The sequence below is a fragment of the Vibrio amylolyticus genome, from assembly GCF_023145695.1.
Lineage (GTDB): Bacteria > Pseudomonadota > Gammaproteobacteria > Enterobacterales > Vibrionaceae > Vibrio > Vibrio amylolyticus.
This window is the reverse complement of the sequence record NZ_JAJHVV010000001.1, coordinates 123,792-147,428: the sequence shown is the minus strand read 5'-3', so window position 1 is coordinate 147,428 and position 23,637 is coordinate 123,792. Positions and strand designations below refer to the sequence as shown.

At 42.3% G+C, this 23,637-nt stretch carries 22 protein-coding genes; 10 read left to right on the top strand and 12 right to left on the bottom strand.

The window, feature by feature from the left end:
* Positions 1-5: 5 nt before the first annotated feature.
* The 3 genes from KP803_RS00660 to KP803_RS00650 form a co-directional block, all read right to left on the bottom strand.
* On the bottom strand, positions 6-473 hold the full coding sequence (locus KP803_RS00660) for a hypothetical protein (protein WP_248006902.1): 468 nt from the start codon (positions 471-473) through the stop codon (positions 6-8).
* 117 nt (positions 474-590) lie between these two features.
* On the bottom strand, positions 591-1,097 hold the full coding sequence (locus tag KP803_RS00655; RefSeq protein WP_248006901.1) for an SRPBCC family protein: 507 nt from the start codon (positions 1,095-1,097) through the stop codon (positions 591-593).
* A 108-nt stretch (positions 1,098-1,205) separates the two neighbouring features.
* The gene (locus KP803_RS00650; protein ID WP_248006900.1) at positions 1,206-1,856 is read right to left on the bottom strand and encodes a TetR/AcrR family transcriptional regulator; all 651 of its coding nucleotides are present in this window, start codon (positions 1,854-1,856) and stop codon (positions 1,206-1,208) included.
* Between the two features lie 223 nt (positions 1,857-2,079).
* On the opposite strand from KP803_RS00650, the gene KP803_RS00645 reads away from it, so the two are divergent.
* The gene (locus tag KP803_RS00645) at positions 2,080-2,610 is read left to right on the top strand and encodes a 3'-5' exonuclease (protein WP_248006899.1); all 531 of its coding nucleotides are present in this window, start codon (positions 2,080-2,082) and stop codon (positions 2,608-2,610) included.
* A gap of 76 nt (positions 2,611-2,686) precedes the next feature.
* Here the strand turns inward: KP803_RS00645 and KP803_RS00640 are convergent, their stop codons facing one another.
* Positions 2,687-3,133 carry a tellurite resistance TerB family protein gene (locus KP803_RS00640; RefSeq protein ID WP_248006898.1) on the bottom strand — a complete coding sequence of 149 codons (447 nt, stop codon included), beginning with the start codon at positions 3,131-3,133 and terminating at the stop codon, positions 2,687-2,689.
* Positions 3,134-3,264: 131 nt separating this feature from the next.
* On the bottom strand, positions 3,265-3,630 hold the full coding sequence (locus KP803_RS00635) for a VC1380 family protein (protein WP_248006897.1): 366 nt from the start codon (positions 3,628-3,630) through the stop codon (positions 3,265-3,267).
* Positions 3,631-3,699: 69 nt separating this feature from the next.
* On the opposite strand from KP803_RS00635, the gene KP803_RS00630 reads away from it, so the two are divergent.
* The 5 genes from KP803_RS00630 to KP803_RS00615 all read left to right on the top strand — a co-directional run bounded on the left by KP803_RS00630 (position 3,700) and on the right by KP803_RS00615 (position 10,203).
* The gene (locus KP803_RS00630) at positions 3,700-3,843 is read left to right on the top strand and encodes a hypothetical protein (protein WP_248006896.1); all 144 of its coding nucleotides are present in this window, start codon (positions 3,700-3,702) and stop codon (positions 3,841-3,843) included.
* A gap of 118 nt (positions 3,844-3,961) precedes the next feature.
* Positions 3,962-5,206, top strand: coding sequence for a MipA/OmpV family protein (locus tag KP803_RS00625; RefSeq protein ID WP_345791538.1), 1,245 nt, complete (start codon positions 3,962-3,964; stop codon positions 5,204-5,206).
* Between the two features lie 175 nt (positions 5,207-5,381).
* Positions 5,382-5,507: a hypothetical protein gene (locus KP803_RS21880; RefSeq protein ID WP_282437123.1), complete on the top strand. Its 126-nt coding sequence runs from the start codon at positions 5,382-5,384 to the stop codon at positions 5,505-5,507.
* A gap of 131 nt (positions 5,508-5,638) precedes the next feature.
* Complete coding sequence (gene hrpA / locus KP803_RS00620; protein WP_248006895.1) at positions 5,639-9,607, top strand: ATP-dependent RNA helicase HrpA; 3,969 nt, start codon at positions 5,639-5,641, stop codon at positions 9,605-9,607.
* Positions 9,608-9,717: 110 nt separating this feature from the next.
* Positions 9,718-10,203 carry an outer membrane beta-barrel protein gene (locus KP803_RS00615; protein WP_248006894.1) on the top strand — a complete coding sequence of 162 codons (486 nt, stop codon included), beginning with the start codon at positions 9,718-9,720 and terminating at the stop codon, positions 10,201-10,203.
* Positions 10,204-10,292: 89 nt separating this feature from the next.
* On the opposite strand, the gene KP803_RS00610 is transcribed toward KP803_RS00615, so the two are convergent.
* Positions 10,293-10,748 (bottom strand): exoribonuclease R, encoded by a 456-nt coding sequence (locus tag KP803_RS00610; RefSeq protein WP_248006893.1) that lies wholly within the window; start codon positions 10,746-10,748, stop codon positions 10,293-10,295.
* A gap of 101 nt (positions 10,749-10,849) precedes the next feature.
* Positions 10,850-12,103, bottom strand: a complete 1,254-nt coding sequence (locus tag KP803_RS00605; RefSeq protein WP_248006892.1) for a leucine-rich repeat-containing protein kinase family protein — start codon at positions 12,101-12,103, stop codon at positions 10,850-10,852.
* Positions 12,104-12,261: 158 nt separating this feature from the next.
* Between KP803_RS00605 and KP803_RS00600 the strand changes: the two genes are divergently transcribed.
* The 4 genes from KP803_RS00600 (at position 12,262) to KP803_RS00585 (ending at position 17,899) form a co-directional block, all read left to right on the top strand.
* Positions 12,262-13,620, top strand: coding sequence for an ankyrin repeat domain-containing protein (locus KP803_RS00600; protein ID WP_248006891.1), 1,359 nt, complete (start codon positions 12,262-12,264; stop codon positions 13,618-13,620).
* A gap of 176 nt (positions 13,621-13,796) precedes the next feature.
* Positions 13,797-14,900 carry a DUF1254 domain-containing protein gene (locus KP803_RS00595; protein WP_248006890.1) on the top strand — a complete coding sequence of 368 codons (1,104 nt, stop codon included), beginning with the start codon at positions 13,797-13,799 and terminating at the stop codon, positions 14,898-14,900.
* Between the two features lie 243 nt (positions 14,901-15,143).
* Entirely contained in the window at positions 15,144-16,571 is a 1,428-nt protein-coding gene (locus KP803_RS00590) for a sulfatase-like hydrolase/transferase (protein WP_248006889.1), read from the top strand.
* A gap of 875 nt (positions 16,572-17,446) precedes the next feature.
* Positions 17,447-17,899 carry a hypothetical protein gene (locus KP803_RS00585; protein ID WP_248006888.1) on the top strand — a complete coding sequence of 151 codons (453 nt, stop codon included), beginning with the start codon at positions 17,447-17,449 and terminating at the stop codon, positions 17,897-17,899.
* Between the two features lie 99 nt (positions 17,900-17,998).
* Here KP803_RS00585 and KP803_RS00580 read toward each other — a convergent pair whose 3' ends face one another.
* The 5 genes from KP803_RS00580 to KP803_RS00560 form a co-directional block, all read right to left on the bottom strand.
* On the bottom strand, positions 17,999-18,337 hold the full coding sequence (locus tag KP803_RS00580; RefSeq protein WP_248006887.1) for a hypothetical protein: 339 nt from the start codon (positions 18,335-18,337) through the stop codon (positions 17,999-18,001).
* Between the two features lie 171 nt (positions 18,338-18,508).
* Positions 18,509-19,885 (bottom strand): sensor domain-containing diguanylate cyclase, encoded by a 1,377-nt coding sequence (locus KP803_RS00575; RefSeq protein ID WP_248006886.1) that lies wholly within the window; start codon positions 19,883-19,885, stop codon positions 18,509-18,511.
* 158 nt (positions 19,886-20,043) lie between these two features.
* The gene (locus KP803_RS00570; protein ID WP_248006885.1) at positions 20,044-21,324 is read right to left on the bottom strand and encodes an ABC transporter substrate-binding protein; all 1,281 of its coding nucleotides are present in this window, start codon (positions 21,322-21,324) and stop codon (positions 20,044-20,046) included.
* A 42-nt stretch (positions 21,325-21,366) separates the two neighbouring features.
* A complete protein-coding gene (locus tag KP803_RS00565; protein ID WP_248006884.1) occupies positions 21,367-22,812 on the bottom strand; it encodes an ATP-binding protein in 1,446 nt (481 codons plus the stop codon).
* Positions 22,802-23,509, bottom strand: a complete 708-nt coding sequence (locus KP803_RS00560; RefSeq protein WP_248007347.1) for a response regulator transcription factor — start codon at positions 23,507-23,509, stop codon at positions 22,802-22,804. Before KP803_RS00560 ends, KP803_RS00565 begins: the two co-directional genes overlap by 11 nt.
* Positions 23,510-23,637 lie beyond the last annotated feature (128 nt).

Here is a 23,637-nt window from a genome sequence, read left to right as displayed (position 1 = left end):
CTGAGTTATTTAGGTAGTTTCAGTTCCAAAACAGGTCGTGATAATTTAACTTGGTCTTCACTTGCAGTTGGCGCAAGCGATGGATTACTAGGGTATTGCCTGCCATCGAATTTCATTAAAACAAATCCTTTTCCACGCGTTCTTACGATCAAATCCTTCCAACCATGGTTTTTCGTTTCAGTGACACTGATAGGTGCGCTTGTGATGGTGCTTCTTGATAACAACGTATAGCTTTCCACTTTGTTTTCAAGAATAAGAAGTGTACAGCCACCAGAGCCACACCAATTAATACCTTTAAGCAGTACGATAGCTTCATCAACACCATTGTCATTGAGATCGGTATATACATAATCGTACTCAGGGTTACCGTCTCCAGTAATACCGATGATCGATTGCTTTAGGTCATGTTGCTTGTTTTGAATGGATGTGCAGCCCACAAACATGAAGAATAGGACGAGCCATAGATACTTCATTCTTTATCCTTGCTGTGTAAATTTCATCGTTGGAGTCATATTATGGTGAGCAACCGAATTATCGAGATCTCAACATCAATAAAACAACGCTGCTTTTTGGGGCAGTGTTAATAGGGTTCAACCTAGTACAACCGCCTTTAGAGCGTCGGCTTCGGGCAGATCTTTATCAATACTCTTTCCGGTAACACAGTGATAGGCTAGCCCGCTGAGCACTTTGTTAAATACCCCTTTCATCACTGGGCGCATAATGAACTGACCCATTAACCACCCAAATGGCCCACCTTTCACAACAAATTCTGAAGACATGTATATTTCAGAGGTGTTTTCATCGATGGCTTTTACGCCCATTTCAGCGAGCATACTTTTAAGTGGCAGAGAGTATTCAGATAGTTCCATTTTGTAACTTTGACCGTCATGGTATTCAGTGATCTCTTCTACAAGGCTTGAACCATCTTGAAAGGTACACAGACGCCTAGCACCCACTCCTGACTTGACCTCACTAATAATAGGAGAAGAGTCTATTGTTACTGCGAACTTTTCAATGCTGCTAAAGTCGGCGAGAACTTTCCAGACTTGTTCTGCAGGGATGTTCACTTTGATTGATTTGTCTGTGTAATGTGCCATGAGTAAATTCCTTCTTTAGTTTCAATGGTTGCTAGCTCTACATACGGTTGGTGACTAGCTATTTTTGCTGTTGACTAACAGTGTTATTTGCAGGGTAGTGCCTCTGAGCTAATCACTTGCTTTTAGTCCTTTAAGGATAATTTCTAGCGCAGCGATAAGGTCTGGTTCAAAATTGGGCTTCATCATCATGAATTCCTCTTGCTGGTATATTTTTAGCAATGCGTCATTTTGAGACTTTGCCGCCCAACTGTTAGACATAGTCGCGAAGCTGAGGTTTAGGAACTGAAATGATTTCTCTCCTTGGAATTCTGGATAGACATTGCTGATTTCGGTCGATAATCGAAAGAGCAAATCTTTGGATAACGTTTTAAATTCAAGTAACTGTTCGTAAGAGCTGTTCTTTTCAAGCGCGATAAATAGGAGCGGGGTTAAATCCATAAATTGAGGGTGGTTCTTTATTACCTTGACCCAGCTTTTTGAGAAATCTGCGATGCTTGGGTTTTCACCTAGGCGATGAAGCTCTTCGCAGCAATCAGTAAACCAACCTTCGAATAGTTCAGCAAAGATATTCAAAAAAATCTCTTCTTTAGAGCTGAAGTATCGGTACATATTTGACTTGGTAAACCCTGCTTCATTGGCGATGCCGTTGAAGCTAACGTTGTCGTATCCTTTTTGCTTAAAAAGGGTAAATGCTGCGTGAAAGATCGCTTCTTTACGTTCGTTCTTCTTGTCGTCAGTTCTAGCGCGTTTCCAGTTCATACTTGTTTCCAGTTCATGCTCGCTTCGCGTAAAAATAATTTAAGTGTCCATCGGTCTCTTATTTTTAGATTAAGAGACCAGTGGTCTTTTGTCAGTGTGTAATTTGCATACAATGCTATTAGGCTACGTATTCCATGCTCTACATTTATGTATAAATGCGATAGAATCTGGCGCTTTCGCGAAAGTGAATAAATTAATAATTAAATGAGTAGTAAGGCTGGCGATGAACTATAACCGTGTCGTGTGTTTCGATTTAGAGATGTGTTGTTGGAACGTAGATGGCGTAGGCACTACGGGCGAAATCATAGAAGTAGGATTAGCTGAGATTGATGTCGCATCGGGTCAAATAGTGAAACGCGCACAATATTACGTGAAACCAGAGCGTGATGAAGTCTCGCTGTTTTGTGCTGAACTGACCGGAATTACACCTCGAAAGATTGAAAAGCAGGGACGCCCATTGAAGGCGGTGATGCAGTCGATGCAGAAAAACTTTGGTGGCCCAAATAAAATTTATGCCTCATGGGGGCGTGACGACCAGATCTTGTTCAATGAGTGCCGTGAAAAAGGGTTAGATATACCTTTCAAAGAGTTTGTTAACCTTGCCACGCTATATCGCATTCAAAATCGCCTTAAAGATAAACGTATTGGTCACCGTGCAGCGCAAGAAGCAAAAGATATTGAGTGGGAAGGGCGTCAGCATTCGGGCTATGTCGATGCGTATAACCTTGCGAAACTCGCGTTAACTATGCTCTAGCTTGTCGTGCATTTTGAAAACTTCAGAAATAAATAAGGCTCCTTTTTAAGGAGCCTTATTTATTATAGTTAGGTGATCACTTATTAATTACTGAGAGCTTGGCTCGGATAAATTCACTGTGATCAACGTATAATAGCTCAGCGGTTTTACGAATGACCGAATCTTCGAGTGGATCAATCTCACCGTCGGCATGAGCCACTTCCCACATTGCTTTAATGAGCTCAAAGCGAGTCTCTTGTGATAACTCTCGTAGTTGAGAGGTAAATTCATACAACGATGCTGCATTTTTTGCAGCTTCTTCAGCTTGAGTAAGCAAGGTATTGGCTTCTTGCTCATTAAGCTCAAGTAAACGCTCAACCAAATGATGCTTAGCTTCTCGTTCAACTTGGTTAATTTGGTTATCGGCTCCGGCAACTTCACATAAGAGAGAGGCGATTGCAAGATTAGGGTTGTAGCTATTCTTGCCTGATAAATCTTCACCTTCAAGAAGTTGCTTAAATAGTGAAGTGATTGCATTGAACATAGAGCTACCTATAAGTTTACTTGGAGCATGATGATTAAGTAATAGGGGCGAAGGGATGAAATCACAAGTTAAAATTGTGTCAGAGCTGATATATCTAAGGCAATCGAATTAAGAAAAGTGAGGAATTAGAGTCATGATGTTGGTTCGTCAGGAACATCAGGGTCTTCCAAAATCTCGATGATCTCTGAACTGGAATGTTCATGTCCCATTAAAAATAGAGAGACCATAGCATCCGCTTTGGTTTTAGTATCTGAAGCGTCTTCGATGATCTGTTCAAATCGGTGACGAATCATATCTACTTCATGTTCGACAAACCCGCGAGCCTCTTCATCACCTTGATTTTCTTCTGGTGCGTTATCAAATTCAAGAAAAAGCAATTTTCCATCAACTGTCGCTTTGATCAGCCGCTCTGGCAGCCACTCTTCCCCCATCACGATATCAGGGTCGCTACTTTCCGGTAAGGAGTCTAGAATTATTTTTAAATCAGATACTTTCACATTTCTGTCATTTCGGAAAACATATATACTATTGTAACGGTGAAATCCCATGAAACATAAGAGTTCCTAATGAAAATAATATCATTTGGTGATATTGAGCAAGGAACGAGAGAAAATAAACAAGATGAAGAACAACAGTACGTGGTTAAACAAGGAGATGTCAGCTATGGATGGACAAAGCTCGTTTACCGTTTCGGAAAAATTGATAAATAGGTTAATTAATCGGGCGTTACCTATAGCCTTTATGGGGTTATGTCTGCCCGCAGTTGCAGATTCTGAGCCAAATAAAAGACCAGCTACTGAGGCCGACAAAACGGTCGAAAGCACGGTAATGGCTGAGCAAGAATGGGGAATTGCGGCGATGACGCGCATTGCGACCATTCCTTATGACGATCCAAATGGGACTGACACCGTTGGTAGCTTTGTACCCATGCTGTTTTTTGAGAATGATTATGTGTTTTTTAGAGGCACAGAGTTTGGTGCACATGTCTATAAATCTGAAGAAAAACCGTTAGAGCTGAATGCGATCGCTAGAATGCGCTTTGTCGACATACCAGCGTCACTTCAAAATGGTTATGAAGGGGATACTGGCGATATAGGAGCTCAACTGACCTACCACATTAACGAAACGTGGACTGCTGATTTTGAATTTATGTCAGACAGCCGTTTTAATTGGCACAGCAATGCGACGATTGGTGGTGTCTTTGAGTCTGGTGATTGGGAACTAAAACCGACCGCAACACTTCGCTATAAGAGCGAAGATTTTAATAGTGTCTATTACGGCTTCTCGAATTATGAAGGCGGATATCATGTTGATGCAGGTATTGATGCCACTGTAGGTATTGAAGCTCGTTATCATGTGATTTCAAACCTCTATTTACTCGGTTCAACAGCAGTAACAAGGCTTGATGAAAATGCTTACGAGAGCGAAGCGGTGCAAGACCGCTATCAAGGAGAGTTCTACTTAGGCTTTGGATTCTTTAATGATAGAGATAAAGCGCCTAAGTCTGAATTGAGTAATAAGCGTTATATTCGAGTGGCACATGGTTGGGCTACGCCATCTAATATTGGTGAGATTATTAAGTTCAACACCAGAACCGACGAATACAATAACCAGTTAAGCTCTGTTTTTTATGGTCACCCTTTAACCGATGAATTGTTTGGTTTCCCTTTAGATATTTACTTAACGCCAGGGTTAGTTCATCACTGGTCGTCAGATGTACAGTCATCAAGCACGGAATATGTCGCCGCAATTAAAGCGTATTACACGGTTAACTGGCCTGTTAAATGGCGTTTTGGTGTTGCCGAAGGTCTTTCGTACATTGATAGCATTACTTACATTGAAGGAAGTGAGTTGGAAGGAAAAGGTTATGAAAAGCCAAGTAAGTTACTCAATTACTTAGATTTCTCTTTTGATGTGAATATCGGTGATTTGTTTAATAAGAATGACTTAAATAATATGTGGCTAGGTTATTCCATTCACCATCGCTCCGCTATTTTTGAAAAGTCGTCACAGTATGGCCGAATCAAAGGCGGTAGTAACTACAACACGATCTACCTTCAATTTGATTTTTAGTTGAACCATCGCCTTTAGGGCGTACAGATGAAGTAAGCCTCGTCTAGGTGCTTTGTAAATCGGAATAAGCCTCAATTCATTTGGAGGCTTATTTTTTACTTGGCGCTAAATGGTAAATTTGTCTGATGCTGTCACTGTACTCTAGTCTTATCAAGTATGTACAAGAGAGAAAAAGATGACGATCAACTTCACCGCTTTTGGCCGATCTAAATCAATGAATGCAAGCCATATGTCCGTTGCCTACATTGAGACACTTATTGCTGATTTTGGTGGTTATATTAGCCACGAGGCTCAATCCTAAATCAGCTATCTGAGAACAAAGGCCCTATCAGGTTTAAAACTGATGGGGCTTTTTTGTTTTATTTTTTCTCGAAACCGGAAAAGTGCTACAATCCGCGCAGTTTTATCTGCTTAGTTTAAATAGGAATTGCTTTGACCTCGTCTCAGCCTAAAAAAGAATCCCAATCTCAGCCTGCCGACAATAAGTCTGCAAGCCGTCAGTCAGCAAATAATGCTCAATCACTGCGAAAAGCATTAAATGAGTGCATGCTACGAGATAGATTTCGTCTTAGTAAACGTATTAGCGGCGCAAGCAAAATAAAAAAAGAAGCGTCCCGCAATGCTGTTTTTGATGAAATCGCTTTAGATATCGCCAAATCAATGATGTCGGTTCAACAGCGCATTAACTTTCAACCGACTATCGAATACCCAGACATTCTCCCAGTCAGCCAAAGGCGTGATGATATTGCTGAAGCCATTGAAAATAACCAAGTGGTTATTATCGCAGGTGAAACGGGGTCGGGTAAAACGACACAGATTCCGAAAATATGTGCGGAGTTAGGTCGTGGTAAGTATGGCTTGATTGGTCATACGCAACCTAGACGTTTAGCAGCACGTTCGGTCGCGAATCGTATTGCCGAAGAGATGAAAACACCGCTTGGGGAGTTTGTCGGCTATAAGGTTCGATTTAACGATCAAATCTCTGATAATACTCAGATCAAGCTGATGACTGATGGTATCTTGCTGGCTGAAATTAGCCATGATCGTTACCTCAATCAGTATGATACGATTATCATCGATGAAGCGCACGAACGAAGCCTTAATATCGATTTTATCTTAGGTTATTTGAAAGAGTTGCTGCCACGTCGCCCTGACTTAAAAGTCATTATTACCTCGGCGACCATCGATCCTGAACGATTTTCAAACCACTTTAGCGATGCACCAATCATTGAAGTGTCAGGCCGAACCTACCCAGTAGATACCCGTTACCGTCCGTTAAGTGGTGACGATGATACCGATAGAGATCAATTAGAAGGCATCTTCGAAGCGGTTGATGAACTGTGTGATGAAGGCCTTGGCGACATTCTGATTTTCATGAACGGTGAGCGAGAGATTCGAGATACCGCGGATGCTCTTGGAAAACGTAACCTTCGTGATACAGAAATTGTTCCGCTTTATGCGCGTTTGTCATCCACTGAACAGAACCGAATCTTTCAGTCTCACTCTGGCAGACGCATTGTTCTCGCCACGAACGTAGCAGAAACATCGTTAACGGTTCCTGGCATTAAGTATGTTATCGACCCTGGTACCGCTCGTATCAGTCGTTATAGTTACCGAACTAAAGTTCAAAGACTTCCAATTGAAGCGATATCTCAGGCGAGTGCGAATCAGCGTAAAGGTCGCTGTGGTCGTGTGACAGAAGGTATCTGTATTCGTTTGTATTCAGAAGAAGATTTTGAATCACGCCCAGAGTTTACCGATCCAGAAATTCTACGTACTAACTTAGCGTCAGTTATCTTACAGATGACGTCTCTTGGCTTAGGCGATATTCAGGCATTCCCATTTGTAGAGGCGCCAGATAAACGCAATATCCAAGACGGTGTTCGACTGCTCGAAGAGCTTGGTGCGATTGATTCTGACAGTAAGAGCAGCAAACACGGTGGAAGTGATAAAAAACGTCTGACGCCAATGGGTAGGAAACTGGCTAAGCTGCCAATCGACCCTCGTTTAGCTCGTATGGTATTAGAAGCAGGGAATAGCGGCTGTTTGAAAGAGTTGATGATCATTGCCTCTGCGCTGTCGATACAAGATCCTCGCGAACGCCCTTCAGATAAAAAACAAAGCTCTGATGATAAACACAAGCGATTCTTCCACGAGGAGTCAGATTTTCTAACGTTCGTTAATCTTTGGGATTACATCAAAAAACAACAGAAAGATCTAACGGGCAATCAGTTCCGTAAACAGTGTAAGAAAGATTTCTTAAACTACTTACGTGTACGTGAGTGGCAAGATGTTTATTTCCAGATTCATCAGTCGATGCGTGAAATGGACTTTAAGCTCAACGAGCAAGAGGGTTCATACCAAAACGTCCACAGCTCTATTTTAGCGGGTTTGCTGTCTCATATTGGTATTAAAGACCAAGAGAAAAGTGAATATCAAGGTGCACGTAATGCGCGTTTCCATATTTTCCCAGCGTCTGGGCTATTTAAGAAGCAGCCTAAATGGATCATGTCTGCAGAGTTGGTGGAAACGTCGAAACTGTGGGGGCGAATCATTGCCAAGATTCAGCCTGAATGGATTGAACCATTAGCGGGTCACCTAATTAAGCGCAGCTATAGCGAACCTCACTGGTCAAAAAAACGTGCTGCGGTTATGGCGCACGAAAAAGTGATGCTGTACGGAATTCCAATCGTACCTAAGCGTCTGGTTAACTACAGCCAGATTGATGCCACAATCAGTCGAGAAATTTTCATTCGCAGTGCACTTGTTGAAGGTGAGTGGGAAAACAAACATCCGTTTTTCAAACAAAACCGGAAGTTGCTAGAAGAAGTGGAAGAGCTTGAGCATAAGTCTCGTCGTCGTGACATCTTGGTTGATGATGATGAACTGTTCGACTTCTATGATCAGCGTGTTTCTACAGACGTAGTGTCAGGGCGTCACTTTGACTCGTGGTGGAAGAAGGCGAGTAAAGAGAATAAAGAGCTACTGAACTTCGAAAAAGAGATGCTGTTCAGAGGCGATGCGAGCCATATTACCGACTTAGATTACCCGAACTTTTGGCATCAAAACGGCTTTAAGCTCAAGCTTAGCTATCAGTTTGAGCCAGGTGAAGACAGTGACGGTGTCACGGTGCATGTACCACTCCCGATACTGAACCAAATTGAGCAAGCGGGCTTTGATTGGCAGATCCCAGGATTACGTCATGAATTGATTGTTAGTATGATCAAAGCGCTGCCAAAAACGCTACGTAAAAACTTCGTTCCAGCGCCTAATTATGCTGATGCATTTTTATCGCGAGCTACTGCGTTGGAAGCACCATTGCTTGATTCACTCGAGAAAGAGTTGCGTCGAATGACTGGTGTAGAAGTACTGCGTGATGATTGGAATCTCAACCAGATCCCTGAGCACCTAAAAGTGACGTTTAGAGCGGTGGATCATCGTAATCGTAAGTTAAAAGAGAATAAAGACTTACATGAACTTAAAGAGAGTCTCAAAGACAAAGTTCAAGAGACACTTTCTAAAGTCGCCGACGATGATATCGAGCAAAAAGATCTGCACACCTGGAGCTTTGGCGAGTTACCAAAAGTGTATCAGCAGAAACGTGGTGGTTTTGAAGTTAAAGCATACCCAGCTCTTGTTGATACCAAAGACAGTGTGGAGATTAAGCTATTTGAAACAGAGCAAGAACAAGAGCTTGCTATGCGTGCAGGCCAACGCCGCTTAGTGCTACTTAACGTCCCTTCGCCTGTAAAGTATCTACATTCAAACTTGCCAAACAAGTCAAAACTTGGCCTTTACTTTAACCCGTACGGACGAGTACTGGATCTGATTGATGATTGTATTGCTTGTGGTATCGATAAACTGATTGAAGAGCAGGGCGGTCTTGTATGGCAGCCTGAACAGTTTGAAGCGTTGAAGGAGCATGTTCGAGCTGAGCTGGGCGATACGGTAGTGGATGTGGCTCAACAAGTCGAAACTATTTTAACGACGGCATTTGCCATCAATAAGAAGCTTAAGGGTAAAGTGGACTTTACCATGGCGTTTGCCTTGTCTGATATTAAGGCTCAGGTAGAAAGTTTGATCTTTAAAGGCTTTGCTACTGAGTGTGGATGGAAGCGTCTCCCTGATATTCTTCGCTATATGAAAGCGATTGAAAAGCGCATGGAAAAGCTGCCTATCGATCCAAATAAAGATCGTTTGCACATGCTAAAAGTGGAATCAGCAACTAATGATTACAAAGAGTTACTGAATAAGATACCGAAAGGCGTTACGATTCCTGACAATGTTAAAGAAGTTCGTTGGATGCTTGAAGAGTTGCGCGTTAGCTATTTTGCTCAGCAGCTTGGAACGCCATATCCGGTATCAGACAAGCGGATCAAAAATGCAATTGATGCATGTTAATTTTCGGTATAAAGCTTGCATGATATAAAGTTAACTTTATAATTCGCACACAATACGGCAACGGCATGCCACAGGGAACCGTTGTGGAAAACAATCAAAAAAGGTTAGTTATGAAAAAGACATTATTAGCACTTGCGCTTATTGGCGCATCAACAACAGCAATGGCTGACTCGTTCATTTATGGTGGCGCTTCTGTAGGTGCTTCTAGTCTAGGTAGCGAAGACGCGACGTCTTACAACATCCACGCGGGTACTGGCATCCTTCCATTTATTGGCCTTGAAGCGGGTTACACGGATCACGGTAAATTTGAGTTTGCTGCTGGCGATGTAAAAGCGTCTTCTGTTTACTTTGCTGTGAAGCCAAGCATTAACTTTGGTCCACTACAAGTGTATGCAAAAGGTGGACTTCACTCTTGGGACATGACTGGTAACGGTTCTGAATTCAGCAATGATGACGATTACGACCTAATGTACGGTGTTGGTGCTGACTACGCAGTCTTTGGCCCAATCTCATTTGGTGCAAACTACATGAACTACGTAGTGGGCGATGAAGATATCGGTACGTTCTCTCTAACGGCATCGTTCAACTTTCTATAAAGCCTAGCTAATGACTTTATAGAACTAAGTCGTTAAATAGTCAGAAAAACGCCAGCATTCATGCTGGCGTTTTTATTGAGAATTGTTAGTTACTTCTGGTTCTGTTCTGCATTGATAGTGGCGTACGTGTGAAGAAGATCTGTCAGAATCTTCACCCAACCGAACGCATCAGATGGCGGGTTAACTAAAAGTTTCTCTACTTGTTCACAATGCGTTTCAAGTGTAATTGCTTGCTCTAGGTTGAAAGAGATAGCATAAAAGTGCCAGAGCACTAATCGCGTCATTCTAACGCTGTTCTGTTTTGCATTCTCTGAATCATCAAAGGCTTGTTGGATTTCACTTAACGCAATGGCCGTCATACGAAGTGTGGCATCAAGTTGCGCGGACATCATACGCTCTTCACTGTCGACTTCTTCTTGTTCAAACGTAAACAGCTCGCTCATTACGTCTTCTGGAACCATCTTACTGATCATTCGTACGCTGAACTCTTCGAGCTCTTGGCGTGGCATAGTGACAAGGCAGTTAAAGGTATAATCACGAAGCATAGGGAAATCGCTCTAATTAAGGGGTCTATTGAATTAAGGTTATGTTAATTAAGCACGACAAGATGAGTCCTCAGTGCTTATCGTAAAAAACAAATAAGGTGTTAATGATTAAATGCTTCTTCAGCAATGTGTTTAATCGCTTGGTAGGCGTCACTGTCAATATCGACAGGTTCACAGATACTCAACAAATCATCTATAAAGAAGCTTAATGCACGAGACTCTATCGCTTTAATTTTTTCTTGTTGGTGAGACGGGAGATAGTCGTACGTCGATGCTGCGCCAAAATCACCGAAAATCATATGATTATCACTGTTTATAAGCACGTTATGAGCATATAGGTCACCATGACAAACCTTGTTTGCATGCAGGTGATTAAAGACATCAATCATTTGCAATACGATGGCTTTGATTTCCGCGATACCAAGTGTGAACTCTGGCTTGAAGGTGTCTCTGGTACAAGATTGCAAACTAGGAGCAAGACCCAAGTTAAAGTAGTTCTCAGGGATGAGTTCCATCACTAGTGCAAGATAATCTTTCTCGCTCACTTGAGCAATCGACTTAACAAGGTTTGCGTGAAAGCCTGTTTGTAAGCAAGCGTGTAGTTCATCTTGCGGGTAGCCATCGCTTGTCACAGCGCCTTTGAAAACTTTAACTGCGACATGTTCTGGGAAATCATAATCGTCATTTAGCCAGTCAGCGTGGGAAATAATGCCAGAAGCACCTTGGCCAAGAACTTGGTTAAGTTTATAGCTAGAAGACGCCACTTGAGGTACTTGAGACTCTAACTCATGGTTTTGGCAAAACGGATTGCCTGCAAATGCGAGCCATGCAAGGCGAGGCAAGCTGAGTAATTGTTGTGGAAACTCAGTTAACTGATTAGCTGACAAGCGAATAAGTTCAAGATTACTTAACTGAGAGACAGATTCAGGAAGATGAGTGATTTTGTTGCCGGCAAGAGCCAGTTTCTGAAGTCGAGGTCTCTCACCCAAAGAGTTTGGTAGCGTCTCAATTTCATTGTCTGTCAAAATCAACCAGCGAAGTTGCGCAGGTAACGACGCGTCGGAAATGTCTGAAATTTGGTTATCTTTAAAACCAATCATCTCTAGCTTTGGGCAGGTACCAAGAACCTCAGGAATATGGGTAAATTTGTTTTGCGACGCGAATAAGATCTTCAAGTTGATCAATTGTGAGATTTCACTGGGGAAATCACTTAATTGATTGTTAGAAAGGTCTAAGATTTCTAAGGTATCAGCAAGTTGCAATATTTCTAACGGAAATTCAGTTAATTGTTGTGAGATTGTTAGGCGGGTAACACCCTTTAACTGACCATTTTTTAGCTGTTCTAATGTATGCAAACTTAAACCTTACTGATGCGAACCAAATTTGAAGCGCGTAGTTTACGTGGTGTCATAGTGAAAGACTAGGGCGCAAAGGAAATAAACATAGCACGTCCTTTATCGGCGTTTATGTAGGAAGTGTAGCTAACAATTATTATCGGAACATAGGAAAATCAATGACCACGCTCTTTCATTTGTCTTCTGCCCACACCCCAGAAAGTGACCCGATTGGTTTGTATAAAATAACATCGGCAAATTATTTGTTTCGCCATTGGCGCATAGGGCAGCGCATCTTACATGAGGTGCAATACCGTGAATCTGATGTTTGTGAATACCATGAAGATGGTCATCATGATTTTGTTTCTAGTTTTAGCTTTGATGAGTACTTTCTGGTTTCAACCGTGTTCATTATTAATAGCTGGGATTTAGGAAATGAAAACGACCTGTTCTCATTACTTAACGATGGCTTTCAAGAGAAGATGCGGGCCGGCCTTATTTCAAACCCTAGTGGTTTCTATGCAGCCGTTATTTTAGCGGTTGATGATGATGCGCTACTGACGAAGTTTTCTGAATATTGCGATCTAATCAATTATCAAACCTTAACAACATTAATGCTGGATCATAATGAAGCATTTAATAAGTTAATTAGTCGAGTATTCATTGACGAAGAGACACTCTACCTCCTGATTAAGCGAAGCTTTGATTGGGAGACTATGAGTAACCGAGAAGCAAAATACATACCTCTGTGGGGACGTGATCAGCAACACTGGCAGCTCGGTCATGAAAAAGGTTTATTGGATTTTGTTATTGGCCAATATATACCCTCGGGTATAGACACCATAACTAAGTATGTTCAACCTAGTTATGAACCACTCCGTAGGTTGTTATTCGAGATGGCTATCACAATGCATTTTTGTCTAGAGCGCATCATCAACTTAGATGACACCTACACACTTAATTCCGATTTCGCCATTTACTTAATTCGTTCAGAAAATACCAAGCATTTATTAAACGCATTGGAAATCATTAAAACCGTTGAGTTTGACTCTAAAGTTGAACGCTTAATAGATAGGTGCGCTGTGTATGGTGAACAGCGGTTAGCGGAAAAGATCATCAACCTGTCAGGTAATGGTTCTTTAGCGTGTCGATATTTTAGCTCTCTGTTTGCCATTCACGGTATTGATAACGTAAAGACCTCTTTTGATCATAGTCAGCTATTTAAATGGCAACGAAGCAAAGTAATCGATTCTCCTAAAGAGGCTTTTGGAAAAGGGTTGCTGTTATTAACGAATGAGGCTTTATCAAGTAATGAATACTCAATGCAAGATCTAAACGCTGCCATAGTGCTAGCGGCTGAACATGGATACTGTCGTATTGTCGAACAACTTCATAGTAAAGGGGCCTCATTGGCAGCTGGAGGACGTTGGCCTATGAAGTATGCCAATAAGTACGGATATATAGAGCTAAAAGAGTACCTGCTAGAGCAAGGAGCAACAGAGGCGGAGTTCAATGGAAGTACTATCGATTTAGGTTAGCGTCGGTTTTGTTCGAATATGAGCCTGTCGATACTTAAAAATGAGTTTTGAAACCCGTTAAAGTATTTCTAAAGCAAGAGAGGGATGACCCAACCAACAATATGAAGGCAAGAGCGAAAGCTTCAACCGATGGGATGTTGGATAACGTGTAACGAAAACGATAACGGGTATTTCAAATGAAAAAATCAATCTTAGCAGTATCACTATTCATCACAATGTCAGGCAGCGCACTCGCACAAGGTAAATTCGCGACGTTGGGCGAGCACCTTCCAGAAAAAGGTGAGCCGACTGAGTTCCAAATGCAATACAGCGGGCCAATTGAAGTCAGTAGCGATAATTTCATACTAGCGGAGTCGGACAAGTACTTCTTCGAGCAGCAAGGTGAAAGTGAGATGAATACCTTTAAGCACGCTGATACTTTAATTACACCAGATAACCAAACCGTCGTTCGTCAAAATAGAGATACGCTTTACTCGAAAGGGATTTTTGATACCAATGGTGGTGTAACGTTTGAATTGCCAAAAATAGACACTTACCAAAGCCTACAAGTGATTGATGAGCAGCATAGAACCATAGGTGTTATCTACTCTGAACAAGGAAAAAATAGCCTAACGGTGACACCAGATATGCTCTCTTCAGGTGAACACGTATGGGTGGTGATGAGAACTCAGGTTAAATCAATGGCGGAGCAAGACCTTGCGCTTGGTCGTGAACAACAACGCATGGTTAAAGTGTCGGCTAATTCCTCAAACCCATATATTGCAAAAGGATTTGAACAGAAAAGTCGCGAGACAACGAGACTCGATCAAGAAAAGAGCATTCTAAAGATTGATTTGGCACGCTCATTTGGTGCACCTGGATCAGAAGTAGTGCGCGAGTTCGATGCAAAAGTAGCGACAGCAATGGGCTTTGGTGGTTTACCTTCTAAACATGCTTACTACAAAGTGTTAATCGCAGAAGACCGCACTGGGTCTTGTCAAAGCATGACATTTGAAAAGCCGCCAATCAGAGAAAAAGGCTTCTTCTCAGTAACGACTTATGGGCCAGACGGCTATATCCACGCATACAATTACGCAACATCTAGTCGTGAAATAACGCCAAACCAAGATGGTTCAATCACGGTTAACTTTAACTGTGAGGGGGCGAAGAATAACCTTGACGTAGCATCCGGCTGGACAGGTATCTTGCGTATGTACGTGCCTAACAGCGTTGAAGAAATTGTCGAGTACGGTAGAACCGTTGAGATGCCACATACCGTGGAGAGCTATGCGAAAAAGTAATGTTCTCATTACGGGGGAGCTCAACTAGATAGCTCCCCTAGAAAGGAAAGATTAACGCAAGGCTAATTACGTTAACCTAGATGCGCCTTTTTCTTTCGACTTCGTCATTCTCTTAGGACGATGCCATAGGAGTTCAAAGTGGTAACATTATGCGATTGAGTGTATACCTAAATAAGGATAAACAATCCCAAAGATTGATAAACCAAACTTTTGATTTAAATGGACTTAAATGGAGAGGCAAAAATGTTTAAACGAATACTACTTGCCAGTGCACTGACGGCGTCCTGTAATGTAATGGCGGCAGAGAAACCTAACATCGTTTATTTATTAGTGGATAATTGGGGATGGGGTGACCTCAGCATTCAAGGCAGCACAATACAAACACCAAATATTGATGACTTTGCCCAAGAAGGGCTCAGGCTCACGAATTTCAATGTACAAAATCAATGTACTCCAACTCGGTCAGCGCTGCATACAGGCCGTTTACCTATAAGAACGGGTAACCAGAAAGTACCAGCTCCCGGTGAACCTGATGGGCTAGCTAAATGGGAGTACACGTTACCAGAGCTGCTATCTGATGCGGGTTATAGTACGGCGCTGTTTGGAAAATGGCACGTTGGCGCAAGTATAGAAAAATTACCGAACTATCAAGGGTATGACTACTTTTGGGGAACAAATGAAGGAACCAATGCGGCATCCTATACGTCGACCCCGCAGTGGGACCCTGAGGTAGCAGAAACCCCTTATATTTGGGAAGGGGTGAAAGGCAAGCCTGCTGAGAAAGTAAAACTGTTTGATATTCCTGCCAAGGTTACGCTAGATAGAGAAATTACTGAACGTACGATTGCTCATATTCAAGAAAAGGCTAAATCGAATAAACCATTTTTTACATACGTCGGTTTCACTCACTTTCACCCGCCGTTCACTGTACATGAAGATTTTAAAAACAAGTCAAAGTCGGGTATTTATGCCGATACGCAAATGGAAGTAGACTACAACATTGGCCTAATATTGGAAGCGATTAAAAAAGCCGGAATTGAAGAGAATACCTTAGTGATTTTAAGCGGTGATAATGGTGCGGGTAACTTCCCTCAAGGTTCGGCACTCGCGGCTGGTGAAATTGGTGGTGGCGGTAACAATGGCCCTTGGCGTGGTGGTTTGAGTACGGCGTATGAAGGTGGTTTGCGAACCCCTGCAATGATCCGCTTTCCAGGACAAATAGAAGCTGGACGAGTGTCGGATGAAATCGTGGGTGACATTGATATGTATACCACCATCGCAAGTTTTGCAGGAGCCGAAAAACTTGTGCCAAGTGATCGTCCTATCGATGGCGTTGATCAAAAAGCGTTCTTCCTTGGTAAAGAGCAATCTAACCGTGACCACTTTATTGTATTTGTGGGTGATGAACTCTTTGCAGTGAAGTGGCGTAATTTTAAAATGCACTTCATGGCGACAGAATCGACTCACTCTCCCGTTGCAACGAAGTTTACCTTCCCTCAAGTGTTTGATATTAAAAACGATCCAAAAGAGGCGTATGAGTTGCTAGGTAACGAAGGCTACTCTCACACTTGGGTGTTTGACCCAATTATGAAAAAAATAGGAGACCTTAAAGGCAGCATGAATAAATACCGAAACATTCAGCCGGGCGAAGAGTTCAAAGGTTACGATTAGTAGTGTGACTTAAGACCTCTAGAGGGAAGCTTGCTTCCCTCTTTTTGTTATTTTTTAGGGAGTAACAAAGAGGTTGGGATATATTGATTTAAATGGCCTTCTCTTTATTAGCGCTATGTTTACTCACTCACAAGTGCTTTTTTTACAACTCAATAATAAAACCGTTAAGCTAGCCGAGATGAGAAAGTTCATCGCTGAGAATGAAATTGCCTATATGAGTGGGATGAGAGCATTAAGTCTAACAACTAGGTTGGAGAACAAAAAGGCGTAACCGAGTAAGATCAAACATGCAGGAAAATACTTCATAATATACCCCTTTGCGTCTATTCAATACCTCCACATTACCAGAAAACCCTTGCTTCCTTAAATGCATCGAGGTGTTATGTGACCTTATAAATGTAAAAGCTTTTAGTGTTCATTAAGCCAACATTTTTCCTTACTGTAACTCAGATTATGCCGAACTGATGTCGAGGTATAGGTTATTACAACTCGCTTTAGTATCTCAATATGCTCTTTCTTAAGTAGCTTGAGCTATTAACTGCCACTTCTCTTTAATTTTTCTTATATAACGTCGTTATATAATTCATATCAAAATAATGAAATATCGAATCGATTTTTCGTTATGCCGCTTTATTCCTTATGTCTTGAAACACAGTTGATGCATCTTTTATTTTTGGTTGCGTCACTAGGGTCTGTTGATCTTTCGAGCTAATTTTTTACCGTGACTTGTTGGTTATTTAGGTAAGGGAGAGGCTTTGATAGGTAGTTATGCTACATGATAAGCCGATAACGCAGGGTAAATGACCAACAAGTGCTGCCCGAATAGGTCGGCTAATATGCGATTAAAAAAATTGGATTTATATGGATGTTTATTAATGAAAGCACAAACCATTAGCCCTCCAAAGTACGCTTGTTGTCGTTTGTCATTTGTTCTGTGTTTCTTAGTCACTCCTATTGAAGTTGTTGCCAGTATTCCGCTTTTGGGTATTCAGAATGACTCTGCGCTGGGCGTGACGGGGAGCTATGGCACTTCATTAGGGAAAAGTGCTCCCTCAGGCTACAGAGGCGCCTACATTGAAGGAAGCATCGGGCGATATGGGCAGGGTTTAGATGTCGGTATTGGTGAAGGATTAATTGCCAAAATGAGTTATGGTGCTAGTGTCTCGTATAAGCGTATTTCAAGTAGTAGCAGTAATTTTGAGAAAGACGACTACTTAGGTATCGCTGGCCGTTTTTCCATGGTTGGTGTTTTAGTTAAGGTTGGAACTTATCAAGGATTGGATTTGGATGAACAGAAAGTCAGTTTTTCTGTTGGGGTTGGATTTTAATTTATAACGTTCTGCCAAGTTCCTCCGGTTCTAGTCTCAATTGAACGTCTTGCCGTCGGTCATTTGGCAAAATATGAGAGATTTGCTTAATGTGTTTCTCTAGCTTGCTACCTGGAGCCTTTTCATTGCGCATTTGCAGATGCCATTAGTCAGAGCAGGACAGCGCTTACAAGGTGGATTTTTAAAAGGACGAAAGATGACGGGTGTGCTGACTTGAAGAGAGTAAGGAATTTGGTTTGGAACTGGGATGATCCTTTGCTCATTTAGATTTGATTGAGCGTTTGTTTCTGTGCACTTAGTAAAGCGAGTCGCGATTTTTTTGACTGAGCTCTTAGCCGACTTCTCTTTTTCTTTTACGTCTTTATACTCTCTCTTAAGAAGTTTGAGCTGTTTCTCTAACTGCTTAATCTCTTTTTTTAATGCTTTTCTGTTTGCCATACCACGTTACAACTCAGCCAAAACTTACCTCTCTTCATCGTATTGGTAATCACTATCATTTGCAATCGCAATTTTGGATATTTGAGTTGAAATGATAATGTGGTTAAAGAGAGTTTCTAAATAGTATCCAAGTTCAAAAAGCAGTATCTGGAGTAGATGAGGGGGATGGTTTTAATTATTATCCGCTAAGGCCATCTCTGGATGATAGAGCACCACGGTGTTTCTTCCATTATCTTTCGCTTTATAGAGCGCGATGTCAGCTTGTTCAATTAGTGTGTCGAAGTCGGAAGTGTTATCGAGGACTGCAACTCCGATACTAACCGTCATGTTGATTTGTGTTGCGTATACATCGAATGGGTTATCCACTAATAATGTTCGTATTCGGTTTGCTACCGTAAGTGCTTTGTTGGCATCGGTATTCGGTAAGATAACGGAAAACTCTTCGCCGCCAATTCGACCAAAAATATCCGACTCCCTAAGCCCTTGATGGCAAATTTGCGTGAAATGTATCAGCGCTTTATCTCCAACACCGTGACCAAATTGGTCATTAATCTCTTTGAAGTAGTCTATATCTAAAACGACAACGCTTAATGAATTACTTTCATTGCTGTATAGGGTGAACTCCTTTCTGCCTATATCTAAAAAGTATCGTCGATTGATGATTTTAGTGAGTGAGTCTTGAGTCGCTTCTAAGAAGAGTTTTTCTTCGTAGGCGGCTCTATTGGCTTGCTCTTTCTTCAGTATGAACCGAGTAACGAAAATCGTGACCAAACTAAAGGTCACAACAATCATGGTGACATAGGGAAGAATATCTTCACTTGGTCGATGAGGTCGCCATGAAAACGATCCAATTCGTTTACCATTGGGCGTATAAATGCCAGATCCGTATTTAGGCTGAACGCTATCAAAACTCAGCAATAGCTGCGGTATTTGATGATTGATTGAAAATTCGCTCAACAGCTCTGTATCGATTTTAGTGCCTAAAGCCAGGTATGTCCCTTCACGAACAGATCCTGTTTCTTCGCTTAACAATGGGCCGCCAACAACAATATATAGACTGTCGTTAAGCAAAAAGTAACCAGTAGAGGTTTTCGTTCTTGTTGCGAGCTCATTGGCGCTTTCCACCATATGGGCAAGCCCTTTCCGCATCAGTTCATCGAATCTAGGAGGAATGATCGCTTCGTTGCTCACAAGGTACGCGCTTTTCTCACCTTGTTCGATGGCAAGACTAAAATCAAACCCTTTATTATCAATAAGGTAGCCACCCGTGTTGTCTTCCACCCATTGCTCATCTTTTTCTACAATGGCCTTTTGATACGTGGTATCCCAATAAGTGTATTCCTCAATCAAAGACTCTTTGTGCTGATTTTCAAGCTGTAGAGCAAGCTCCATACGTTGGCTTAGTTCTAGTGTGGCTTGATTATCTAAGGAATTTAAAAAGTAACTAAGAATGCCGACAATGGCGATGGCCATTGTAAAAAATAGCCAAGATATAATGGTTATAACTGACTTGGCAGAAATGAATTGCTGAGAAATGAACTTCGACATAGTAGTGGACTTCTAATGTTAAATAGTGACTCCAAAGTGATACGGCTAAATCGCCATTGGCAATCTTATACAGTTAAGTGTAGCTGTATTTTTGGAGGCGCTACCGGTTTCACTTTAGTCGACGCAAAATGATTCAGCAGAACATAACTCAACAGGCCCTAGTTACTCTCAGCAATAGAGATAATGCGCTTGATGACCTCGCCTTCAGTCACTGAACTATCTCGGTAATAGCGAAAAATTTCCGAGTTGATCGCTTGTTGCGCCATAGGGTTAACGGCCATGGAGTCGGTCATGCTTGGTGCAGCAAGGCCATGTTCGATCGCGTAATTGAAATCTTTGTATGACTGAATCTGGCAAGGGTTAAATGAGGACAAATCAATATCAGAGCGAACAGGAATAGATCCTTTGACTTGGTTGAATCTGGTTTGAAACTCTTTGTCTGCTAGGGCATTGGCCAGTTGGATGGCATCATCTTGTGTGAAGCTTTTACTCTTCATGAAGATAAAGCTGTCCATATTATAGAGAAAGATATTGTGTGACTGCGGCGCGGGGTAACAGCCGATATGAGAAGGAACAGAGATGTTTTCCGCTAACAGTTCACCAAGTATCCAATCGCCACCTAACTGAAACAGGGCTTCATTATTCGCCAGTGCTGCTGTTGCTGTGTCCCATTTCTGATTGGAAAGCTCTGTGCTATTTACACTCTCTTCGCTAACTTCAAGTAGTTCACTTAAACGACGAAACTGCTTTAACGCATGGCGCATCTGGTCTGAATCAATATTGTTTTTGTTTAGATCGACCAATACGGTGTTATAAAAATCAACACCGCCAGAGGCGATCACCAAGCTTTCAAATAGTTGAGCGATTTGCCAAGGCTGCTTACCAATCGCAAGTGGCATGATGCCTTCTTGTCTGGCTTTTTGCATAGCATCAAACATATCAGGCCATGTCTTAGGCGCTTCCAGTCCAAGCTTGTTTAACAGTTGGTGGTTTACCCATAACCAATTTAAGCGATGCAACGTTAAGGGTAGGGCAACATAGCCATTTTGGGTTCTATTAATATCAATAGTGAGAGGGTAGAGCACATCATCCCATTGGTGCTGTTTCGCAACGGCATTAATGTTGTGCAGTATGCCAATGGCATCCCATGACTTAATGCTTGGGCCTTCAATTTGAGCAAAGCTTGGGGTATTCCCCGCTAAGGCGCGAGCTTGAAGAACGGTCATTGCACTGTCACCTCCGCCCCCCAAAACAGATGATGTTGAGACACTCAGTGATGAGTGAATTAAATGTTCATCAAGCACGGAAAGTGCTTTGCGTTCACCGTTTGATGTCCACCAATGTAAGAACTCAACCTCACCAACAGCCACAGCGTTGAAGCCTAGCAATGAAAGCAGCAGAGCGAGTTTGGTTCTATGCCTGTGTAGCGATTGAGTCATGCATTCTCTCTTATGAAAATCGTAAATTTCTTATAAAAAGGGTTAGTCTCTTGGGAAAAACAGTGTTGCACGCAAGCTGCCATGCGCTGTAGCAGTGAGTTCAAGGTTGCCCCCATGAGCTTTAATGATGCTTTGTGAGATGGTTAGCCCTAAGCCATTGCCTTCTTGGGCATCACTGGGGTTAGCTCGAAAATAGGGCTCACAGAGCCTATCAACCAAATTGGCATTTAGCTTGGTGCCTTGATCTTCAATAACAACAGATAGTTGTTCATCGCTATCGATGACGGAAATGTCTGCTCGGTCTCCATATTTAATGGCGTTATCGACAAGGTTTTGAATACAGCGTTTTATCGCTAACGGTTTGCCAATAAATGGCGAATGTGAGACGCCTTGAATCGTGATTCTGTTGTTATCTAGGCTGACAAAAGAGGCGATGTGATGGAGCAGCTGGTCGATATTAATAGGCTCAATCTCTTCGTGAATGTCGGTCTCTTTAATGCATTGTAATGCGCCTTTCACCATTAAATCTAAGTCGTTAGTGATGCGTGAAAATCGCTCTCGTTCTTCGTCGTCTTCAAGCATTTCTGAGCGTAGCTTTAAACAGGCTATTGGTGTTTTCAAATCGTGCGAGATGGCCCCAAATAGCATCTCTCTGTCTTTAATATGGCTATCAATTCGACGGTTCATTTTATTGAAGGCTCTTACTGCCGCTCTTAGTTCGGCGCTGCCTTCTTCTTTTACCTCAGGCACCTTCAATCGACTCGACATCAGAGTTGCCGCCTTGGCCAATTGGCGAATTGGGCGTATTTCTCGACGTACAATAAACCAAGTACAAATAAGCAGTAATACAGCAGAGAGAAGTAGCGTAAACCACTCTCTAAGCTCAAAATAGTTTGTCTCTAAAGCGACATAAGGCGCGGGAAGAACGGCGGCCAAATAGAACCACTCTTGGGGGGCGACCTCAATCTGCATGACTAAAATCGGCGGGTTGATATCGCCATAGGAAAGAGAATAGTGTGCCCACAACAGTGGCAAGCCATCAATGGAGAGTTCATTGTTGAACACTCGTAAATCATCACGAAGAGTGAACTCCACCTTGATGTTCGGGTCACCTTCTAACTCGTTATACAGTACTGACTCAACTTCATTGATGACTAGAGTTTTTCGTTCACTTTGCGGCAGTGGTTTTACGGCAATTTCGTGGTCATTAAGTGAGACAAAAAAACGCGTCCCGCCCATGCTGCGCAGTTGGTTTAGTACAAGGTGGCGATATTCAGGCGGCAAGCTTTGAAAAAAGGAAATAGTCGAAGAGGCGCTTCTTGCAAGGCTATTTACAGTGGTGGTTAGCCCCTGTCTATCACGTTCACTGGCGTGTTGATACCAGATAGTACCCGCTAATACTTGCGCTAAAATGATAACAAAAAGCAGAAAGAGGCTGGTTCGTAATGCGAGGGAGTTTGACCAGATCTTGGTTCTGTTAACTGTCATAAGTCACGCTCGTAGTTAGCATATAGCCCTTATTACGAACGGTAATGATCAATGATCGATCTTTGTCTTCTAAGTGGTGACGTAATCGGCTTATTTGCACGTCTATCCCTCGCTCTAATGGATCGGCGTCTCTTCCCCAGATTTCTCGCGCAATATCATCACGAGATAAGATTGACTCGGCATTGCCAATAAACAGGTTCAGCAAGGTTAAGTCTGCGCCACTTAGCTGTTTCGTTTCGCTACTGGGTGTATGAATCAGTTGGCGAGTGACGGTATCAAGTCGCCAATCAGCGAAGAGAATCTTTCGTGCTTGTTTTGGGTGAGTTGAGATATGGCTGCGACGAAGAATGGTTTTAATTCGAGCAAGCAGCTCTCTAGGACTAAACGATTTGGTAATATAATCATCGGCGCCCATCTCTAACCCTGCGACACGATCGGCTTCTTCGGTGACTGCAGTTAGCATGATAATCGGTACATCAGAAAGGCGGCGCAGTTTTTGGCAAAGGGTAAAGCCATCGTCTCCGGGCATCATAATATCCAGAATAATCAAGTCCGGTTGGTGGGCGTCGAGAAGGCGCCACATCATCTCGCCACTCTCTGCGCCAAGGACTTCAAAGCCTGCGCGACCAAGATAGTCTGAAAGGGCATCGCGCAACTCCTGATTATCATCGACCACCAAAATCTGCTTACTGTCCATAGTACTTACCATTCCATCCGTCCCTTTTAATCGTATCAATATCATGCATCGACACATTGACGAACTCAATTCCAGTCGATGTAATTTGCTACTTACAAAGCACTATTTTTGTAAGGGTTCACTTACAA

Excerpts from the sequence above, each read along its gene's own strand:
- KP803_RS00640 (WP_248006898.1), bottom strand. The coding sequence starts at position 3,133 with ATGTTCAATGCAATCACTTCACTATTTAAGCAACTTCTTGAAGGTGAA.
- KP803_RS00610 (WP_248006893.1), bottom strand. The coding sequence starts at position 10,748 with ATGCTTCGTGATTATACCTTTAACTGCCTTGTCACTATGCCACGCCAA.
- KP803_RS00630 (WP_248006896.1), top strand. The coding sequence starts at position 3,700 with ATGAAAATAATATCATTTGGTGATATTGAGCAAGGAACGAGAGAAAAT.
- KP803_RS00625 (WP_345791538.1), top strand. The coding sequence starts at position 3,962 with ATGGCTGAGCAAGAATGGGGAATTGCGGCGATGACGCGCATTGCGACC.
- KP803_RS00585 (WP_248006888.1), top strand. The coding sequence starts at position 17,447 with ATGAAAGCACAAACCATTAGCCCTCCAAAGTACGCTTGTTGTCGTTTG.
- KP803_RS00650 (WP_248006900.1), bottom strand. The coding sequence starts at position 1,856 with ATGAACTGGAAACGCGCTAGAACTGACGACAAGAAGAACGAACGTAAA.
- KP803_RS00600 (WP_248006891.1), top strand. The coding sequence starts at position 12,262 with ATGACCACGCTCTTTCATTTGTCTTCTGCCCACACCCCAGAAAGTGAC.
- KP803_RS00660 (WP_248006902.1), bottom strand. The coding sequence starts at position 473 with ATGAAGTATCTATGGCTCGTCCTATTCTTCATGTTTGTGGGCTGCACA.
- KP803_RS00595 (WP_248006890.1), top strand. The coding sequence starts at position 13,797 with ATGAAAAAATCAATCTTAGCAGTATCACTATTCATCACAATGTCAGGC.
- KP803_RS00560 (WP_248007347.1), bottom strand. The coding sequence starts at position 23,509 with ATGGACAGTAAGCAGATTTTGGTGGTCGATGATAATCAGGAGTTGCGC.
- KP803_RS21880 (WP_282437123.1), top strand. The coding sequence starts at position 5,382 with ATGACGATCAACTTCACCGCTTTTGGCCGATCTAAATCAATGAATGCA.
- KP803_RS00590 (WP_248006889.1), top strand. The coding sequence starts at position 15,144 with ATGTTTAAACGAATACTACTTGCCAGTGCACTGACGGCGTCCTGTAAT.
- KP803_RS00580 (WP_248006887.1), bottom strand. The coding sequence starts at position 18,337 with ATGGCAAACAGAAAAGCATTAAAAAAAGAGATTAAGCAGTTAGAGAAA.
- KP803_RS00570 (WP_248006885.1), bottom strand. The coding sequence starts at position 21,324 with ATGACTCAATCGCTACACAGGCATAGAACCAAACTCGCTCTGCTGCTT.
- KP803_RS00655 (WP_248006901.1), bottom strand. The coding sequence starts at position 1,097 with ATGGCACATTACACAGACAAATCAATCAAAGTGAACATCCCTGCAGAA.
- KP803_RS00645 (WP_248006899.1), top strand. The coding sequence starts at position 2,080 with ATGAACTATAACCGTGTCGTGTGTTTCGATTTAGAGATGTGTTGTTGG.
- KP803_RS00615 (WP_248006894.1), top strand. The coding sequence starts at position 9,718 with ATGAAAAAGACATTATTAGCACTTGCGCTTATTGGCGCATCAACAACA.
- KP803_RS00575 (WP_248006886.1), bottom strand. The coding sequence starts at position 19,885 with ATGTCGAAGTTCATTTCTCAGCAATTCATTTCTGCCAAGTCAGTTATA.
- KP803_RS00565 (WP_248006884.1), bottom strand. The coding sequence starts at position 22,812 with ATGACAGTTAACAGAACCAAGATCTGGTCAAACTCCCTCGCATTACGA.